The organism is Caulobacter sp. 73W, from assembly GCF_041021955.1.
Lineage (GTDB): Bacteria > Pseudomonadota > Alphaproteobacteria > Caulobacterales > Caulobacteraceae > Caulobacter.
The window spans coordinates 3200637-3207500 of the sequence record NZ_CP158375.1 but is presented as its reverse complement, the minus strand read 5'-3'; the positions used below and the strand labels follow the sequence as shown (position 1 = coordinate 3207500).

Here is a 6864-nt window from a genome sequence, read left to right as displayed (position 1 = left end):
CCAGCAGGTTGACGATGATCCAGGCCGCGCCCGTGGACATGACGGACGGGCTCAGGATCGGGCCGAGCACGCCGCGGCGATCTATCAGGCGCGCGGCGGCGCCCATCATCCCCGACACCGCGCCCGATGCGCCGATCACCGCCCCCATCGAGCCTTGATGGATCAGGGCGTAGATCGCTCCCGAGGCAACCCCGCATAGAAGAAAGAAGCCCCAAAGCAAGATGGCTCCCTTGAGGCTCACGCCCAGCAGGCGCGCGATCGGCGTGCCGAAGGCCAGGGCGAAGGCGCTGTTGAGCAGGACGTGGACCCAGCCGCCATGCAGGAAGATGGAGGTCACAAGGCCGGTCCACTCCCCTTGCTGAAGGCGCGCCGGCACCAGGGCCAGGGCATAAAGCCCCGCGTCATCCAGCAGCCGGCTTTGCAGCGCATAGCTGCCCAGGATCGCCAGGGTCAGCAGCAGGGCTGGCCAGGGTGCGTTGAACGCGGGCTCACGCGGCGGCGGTGCGGGATCGTTAATCTTGTACATTCCCTTGCATATGGGCGATCGCGCGCGGCGAGGCCATGCAAAACCGGCGGACCAAACGACGCCTTGCTTGCGCCGCATCCGGCGGCGAAGGTGCGCGCCCCTATAAATGCCCAGGCGACTTATGCTGCGCACGTCCCGGCCGTTCCTGATCACGGCCTCCGTCCTCGCCCTCTCGATCAGCGCCGCAGGCGGCGCATCGGCCCTTCCCTTCCTTGGCGGCGACAAGGCCGCGGCGGCCCAGGCGCAGGCGCCCGGTCAGTGGCCGCAGGCGGTCTCCGACATCGCGGCCGATCCGGCGGTCCGCTTCGGCGCCCTGCCCAACGGCATGCGCTATGCGATCCGTCGCAACGCCACCCCGCCGGGGCAGGCCTCGGTTCGGCTGCGCTTCGACGCCGGGTCGCTGATGGAGACCGACGCCCAGCAGGGCCTGGCCCACTTCCTCGAGCACATGGCCTTCAACGGCTCCAAGACCGTGCCCGAAGGCGAGATGATCAAGATCCTTGAACGGCACGGCCTGGCGTTCGGCGCCGACACCAACGCGTCGACCTCGTGGAACGAGACGATCTACAAGCTGGACCTGCCCAAGACCGACGATGAGACGGTCAAGGTCAGCCTGGACCTGATGCGCGACGTGGCCAGCGAACTGACCATCTCGGCCGAGGCGGTCGACCGCGAGCGCGGCGTCATCCTGTCCGAGGAGCGCGACCGCGACACCCCGGCCTATCGCGTGTTCAAGGAGGGCATCGCCTTCCTGCTGAAGGGCCAGCGTCCCCCGCAGCGCCTGCCGATCGGCCAGGTGGAGGTGATCAAGACGGCCCCCCGCGAGCAGCTGGTCGACTATTACCAGCGCTTCTATCGGCCCGAGCGGGCGGTGCTGGTGGTGGTCGGCGACTTCGACGTCGACGTCATGGAAGCCAAGATCAAGGAACGGTTCTCCGACTGGCGGGGCGTCGGCCCGGCCGGCGTCGATCCGGATCTGGGCGCCGTCGCCAAGCGCGGGACCGAGGCCAAGGTCATCGTCCAGCCGGGAGCGGCGACGTCCCTGCAGCTGTCATGGCTGACCGCGCCGGACCTGTCGGCCGACACCGCCGCCAACCGCAAGCGTGACCTGATCGAGCGGCTGGGTTTTGCGGTTCTGAACCGCCGGTTCGGCGCGCTGAGCCGCGGGGCCGATCCGCAGTTCATCGCCGCCGGCGCCTTCTCGTTCGACCAGTTCCACGCGGCCAAGGCCACGACCATCAGCGCCACCGCCGAGCCGAACGGCTGGCGCCAGGCCCTAGCCGCCATCGACCTGGAGCAGCGCCGCATCGCCAAGTACGGCGTGCGGCAGGAAGAGCTCGACCGGGAGATCGCCGAACTGCGCACCCTGCTGGAGGCCCGCGTCGCCGGAGCCGCGACCCAGCGCACCCCGACGCTGGCCAACGTCATTGTCGGCAGCCTCGATGACCACGAGGTGGTGACCAGCCCGCAGCAGGATCTGGCCGCGTTCAACGCGGCGGTGAAGGATCTGAAGGCGCAGACCGTGTCCGACGCCGTCAAGCGGGCGTTCGAAGGCGCCGGTCCCGTGGCGATCCTGTCCACGGGCTCCCCGGTGCAGGGCGGCGACAAGGCTCTGGCCGACCAACTGGCGTCGGTGCGCAAGGTGGAGGTGACGCCGCAGGCCGCCTCGGCCGCCATCGAATGGCCCTATCAGAGCTTCGGCGCGCCAGGGACGGTGGCCGAACAGAAGGACATCACCGATCTGGATGCGGCTTTCATCCGCTTCAGCAACGGCGTGCGGCTGACGGTGAAGCCGACCAAGTTCCGCGACGATCAGGTTCTGGTGCGTGTTCGGATCGGCGACGGCTATCTGGGTCTGCCCAGGGACAAGCAGAGCGTGAACTGGGCGGCCAGCGCCTTCGCGGAGGGCGGGCTGGCCAAGATCAGCGCTCAGGACACCGAGCAGGTGCTCGCCTCCAAGGTCTGGGGCGCGCAGCTGGGCATGGACGACGACGCCTTTGTCCTCAGCGGCTCGACCCGCACCGCCGACCTGCCGACCGAACTGCAGGTCCTGGCGGCTTACGCGACCGAGCCGGGCTGGCGGCCCGAGGCGTTCCAGCGGATCAAGACCTTCGGCCAGACCCTGCACGACCAGTACGAGGCCACCGACAACGGCGTGCTGGCCCGCGATCTGGCCGGACTGCTGCGCGGCGGCGATCGCCGCTTCACCTTCCCCAGCCGCCAGGAAATGGCGGCCGCCACGGTCGATGACCTGAAGGCGCAGCTGGCGCCCCTGTCGACCGGGCAGATCGAGGTGATCATCGTCGGCGACATCACCGTGGAGAAGGCGACCCAGGCGGTGGCCGAGACCTTCGGCGCCCTGCCGGCCCGCGTCGCCGCGCCGGCGCCGGGACCGGACGCCCGCGTCACCACCTTCCCCAAGCCGACGGCGACGCCGGTGCGTCTGACCCACAAGGGGCGCGACGACCAGGGCATGGCCTATATCGCCTGGCAGACCGGCGACTTCTTCAGCAATCCGCAGCGGGCCCGCGACATCACGATCCTGGCAGACATCTTCCGTCTGCGGCTGCAGGACGAGCTGCGCGAGAAACAGGGGGCGACCTATTCACCCTCGGCCGGCTCGACGGCGTCGTTCGTCTGGACCGACTTTGGCTATGTGGCCGTCAGCGTCGAGGCGCCGCCCGCCACGCTGGATTCGGTCTTCAAGACCGTCTCGGAGATCGCCGCCGACCTGCGCGCCAAGCCGCCGTCCCAGGACGAGCTGGCGCGCGCCAAGAAGCCTCGCCTGGAAGGCCTGGAGAAGGCCCGGGTCACCAACGAGTACTGGATCGGCCAGCTTTCCGGCGCGCAGGCCGACCCGCGTCGGCTGGACGCGACCCGCTCTGTCCAGGCGGGTGTCGAGCGGGTGTCGCCTCTGGACGTGCAGAAGGCCGCGCAAGCCTATCTGGGCGATGAGCGCGCCTGGAAACTGGTGATCGTCCCGGGGAAGTAAACTCCTTTTTGTGCCGGAATGGGACAGGTCGCCCCTGGCCCGCAATTCGCAAGCAAGCCCTGTGCGGTCACGCAAGACCGCGGCAGGAGCGCACCGATGTTCCATCCCGGCACGCAAAAGCTGATCGACTGCTGGACGACCGCGCGTATCGACGCCGGCGCGCCGGCGCGCCGGGACATCGATCCGGCGAGCTTCGCCAAGCTGCTGCCGCAGGTGTTCATCCTGGGACGCGACGGGCCGGGACTCTATCCCTTCCGGCTGGCCGGAGGATTTCTCAATGCCGTCCACGGCGGCGCGCTGAACCGCAAGAACGGCCTGCGCCTGTGGTCGGTGGGGGATCGCCCCAAGGTCCAGGCCGCGCTGGAATCGATCCGCCGCGTGGCCGAGCCCGTGGTCATCACCACCGAACTGACCGCCGAAGGCATGCTTTCGGCCAGCATGGAGGTGCTGCTGGCGCCCCTGGCCGGGCCGGACGGCGAGGTCGACCGTTATCTGGGCCTGTATCAGCCGACCGCGCCGCTGCAGCGCAACAACGACGAAGTGGTCGCGCCCATGGCCATGCACTCCATCCACTGGGCCGATCCGGCGGTGGCGGCCGCGCCCGCCCTGCGCCTGGCGACGCTGGACGGACGGCGGATCGCCTAGCTCAGCTTACTGAGCGCTGGCGGTATCCAGGCGCAGCACCTGCTCGGCCGACAGCTCCAGGCGCGCCGCGCCCATCAGGTCGTTCAGCTGCGAGACGCTGGTGGCGCTGGCGATGGGGGCGGTGATCGACGGGCGGGCCATGAGCCAGGCGAGCGCGACCTGGGCCTGGGTCGCGCCCAGTTCAGCCGAGACCACATCCAGCGCATCGAGGATTCGCAGCCCCCGGCCGTCGAGGTACTTCTTCACCCCACGGCCACGCGGGCTTTTGCCCAGATCCTCCTCGGTCCGGTACTTGCCGGTGAGGAAGCCGCTGGCCAGGCCGTAATAGCAGACGACGCCGATCTCGTTCTCCAGCGCCGCGACCTCCAGGCCCGACTCGAATTCGGCGCGGTCGTAGAGATTGTAGCCGGGCTGCAGGGTCTCGTAGCGCGGCAGGCCCTTGTCGGCGGCGACCTTGAGCGACTCGGTCAGGCGCGGCGCGGTGAAGTTCGACGCCCCGATCGCCCTCACCTTCCCCGCCTTGATCAGGCGATCATACGCTTCCAGCGTCTCGTCGATGGGCGTCTTCTCGTCGTCCTCGTGCGATTGATAGAGGTCGATGACGTCGGTCTGCAGCCGCTGGAGCAATTCTTCGGCGGCCGCGATGATGTTGGCGGCCGACAGGCCCGGGTGTTTTGGCCACTTGGCGACCTTGCTGGCGATGATCACGTCGTCGCGGCGGCCGCAATTCTTCAGCCACTTGCCGATGATCGTCTCCAACTCGCCGCCGACATGGCCCGGAACCCAGGCCGAATAGACGTCGGCGGTGTCGATGGCGTCGAATCCCCCGTCCACGAAGGCGTCCAGCAAGGCAAAGGACGTCGCCTCGTCCGCCGTCCAGCCGAACACGTTGCCGCCGAACATCAACGGCGCGATGGACAGGCCCGAACGGCCGAGGGGGCGTTTTTGCATCGGGAGACTCCGTTACCGGGGGATTCGAACTCATAACGTCAGGCGGCGGCCATGCGTTCGTCGCCGAACACCGGAACATCGAGCGGGGCCAGCATGGCGCGTCCCCGAAGCAGGTCGGCGGCCTTTTCCGCGATCATGATCGTCGGGGCGTTGGTGTTGCCGCCGATCAGGTTGGGCATGACCGAGGCGTCGATCACGCGAAGCCCGGCGATTCCCTGAACGCGCAGCTGATCGTCGACCACGGCCATGGCGTCGCCCGCCACGCCCATGCGGCAGGTGCCGACCGGATGATAGATCGTCTCGGCGTTGCGACGGATCCAGGCGTCGATGTCCGCGTCGCTCTTCACGTCCGCGCCTGGCGCATGCTCGGCGCCGCGATAGGGATCGAGGGCGGCCTGGGACGCCACGTCGCGGGCGATCTTGATCCCCTCGCGCATGGCGCGGCGGTCTTCCTCGGTCGACAGATAGTTGGCGAAGATAGCCGGATCGGCGAACGGATCGGCCGAGGACAGCCCGATGCGGCCGCGGCTTTCGGGGCGAAGCTGGCAGACGTGCTGGGTGAAGCCGTCCTTCTCCACCTGCACCTTGCCGTGGTCCTGCATGATGGCCAGCACCACGTGGATCTGCAGGTCGGGGCGATCCAGATCCGGGCGCGATTTGAGGAAGGCGCCCGATTCCAGGAAGTTCTGCCGCCCGGCGCCCTGGCCGAACAGCATGTAGTTCAGGCCGGTCGCCAGCTTCTTCAGCCCCCTATTATAAGAGTAGGCCGTGATGGGCTGGGTGACGTCCCAGCTCAGACAGACGTCCAGGTGGTCCTGAAGGTTGGCGCCGACCCCCTTCAATTCATGGACCGTGGCGATTCCATGCGTGGCCAGCTCGGCCGGATCGCCGATTCCGGACAGTTGCAGGATATGCGGCGACTGCACGGCTCCGGCGCAGAGCAGGACCTCGGCGTCGGCATAGGCGGTCTTGGCCTGCACGTTCTTGCCCTGGACATAGTCGACCCCGACGGCGCGGCCGTTCTCGACGCGGATCCTGGTGGTCCGGGCCTCGATCTCGATGGTCAGATTGGGGCGCTTAAGCGCCGGGCGCAGATAGGCGGCCGAGGCGCTCCAGCGCTGGCCGTCGCGGATGGTCAGGTCGTAGGGGCCCCAGCCTTCCTGTTGATGGCCGTTGAAGTCGTTGGTCACCGGGTGTCCGGCCTGGCGGCCGGCCTCGATGATGCTGGAATAGATTGGGTTGGGAGACTTGCCGCGCGACACGTGCAGCGGCCCCTCCCCGCCGTGATAGTCGCAGGCGCCGTTCTCGAAGGTCTCCGACCGCTTGAAGTAGGGCAGGACCTCCGAATAGGACCAGCCGGCCAGGCCCATCTGGCGCCACTGGTCATAGTCGCGCGCGTGGCCGCGGATGTAGATCATGCCGTTGATCGACGAGGAGCCGCCCAGGCCCTTGCCGCGCGGCCACCACAGGCGCCGATCGTTCAGATGCGGCTCGGCCTCGGTCCAGAAGCCCCAGTTGTAGTCGCCCTTGGCCTTGATCAGCTCTCCGACCCCGGCGGGCATCTTCACAAGGATGGAGTTGTCCTTGCCGCCGGCCTCCAGCAGCAGGACCTTGATGTCGGGGTCCTCCGTCAGCCGGGCGGCCAGCACGCAGCCGGCGGAGCCCGCCCCGATGATGATGTAGTCGTAGCGTCCGGCCATGACCGCCGCCTCCCTAACTTATCGTTGTTAGGTTGAGATTGAGGTCGTGT

At 68.3% G+C, this 6864-nt stretch carries 5 protein-coding genes (1 of these 5 cut by a window edge); 2 read left to right on the top strand and 3 right to left on the bottom strand.

Annotated elements, in window-relative coordinates; genetic code table 11:
• Nucleotides 1-526, bottom strand: partial view of a rhomboid family intramembrane serine protease gene (locus tag ABOZ73_RS15300; RefSeq protein ID WP_369058996.1) — the 5' portion only. Its footprint begins 131 nt before the window's first position; 526 of the gene's 657 nt are visible here — the first part of the coding sequence; the start codon lies at nucleotides 524-526; its stop codon lies off the left edge, out of view.
• Nucleotides 527-647: 121 nt separating this feature from the next.
• On the opposite strand from ABOZ73_RS15300, the gene ABOZ73_RS15295 reads away from it, so the two are divergent.
• Together ABOZ73_RS15295 and ABOZ73_RS15290 are read left to right on the top strand one after the other, a co-directional pair.
• Nucleotides 648-3518, top strand: coding sequence for a M16 family metallopeptidase (locus tag ABOZ73_RS15295; protein ID WP_369058995.1), 2871 nt, complete (start codon nucleotides 648-650; stop codon nucleotides 3516-3518).
• 96 nt (nucleotides 3519-3614) lie between these two features.
• Complete coding sequence (locus tag ABOZ73_RS15290; protein ID WP_369058994.1) at nucleotides 3615-4163, top strand: PAS domain-containing protein; 549 nt, start codon at nucleotides 3615-3617, stop codon at nucleotides 4161-4163.
• Nucleotides 4164-4169: 6 nt separating this feature from the next.
• Here the strand turns inward: ABOZ73_RS15290 and ABOZ73_RS15285 are convergent, their stop codons facing one another.
• Both ABOZ73_RS15285 and ABOZ73_RS15280 read right to left on the bottom strand, forming a co-directional pair.
• Entirely contained in the window at nucleotides 4170-5114 is a 945-nt protein-coding gene (locus tag ABOZ73_RS15285) for an aldo/keto reductase (RefSeq protein WP_369058993.1), read from the bottom strand.
• 38 nt (nucleotides 5115-5152) lie between these two features.
• Complete coding sequence (locus ABOZ73_RS15280; RefSeq protein WP_369058992.1) at nucleotides 5153-6814, bottom strand: choline dehydrogenase; 1662 nt, start codon at nucleotides 6812-6814, stop codon at nucleotides 5153-5155.
• Nucleotides 6815-6864: the final 50 nt, after the last annotated feature.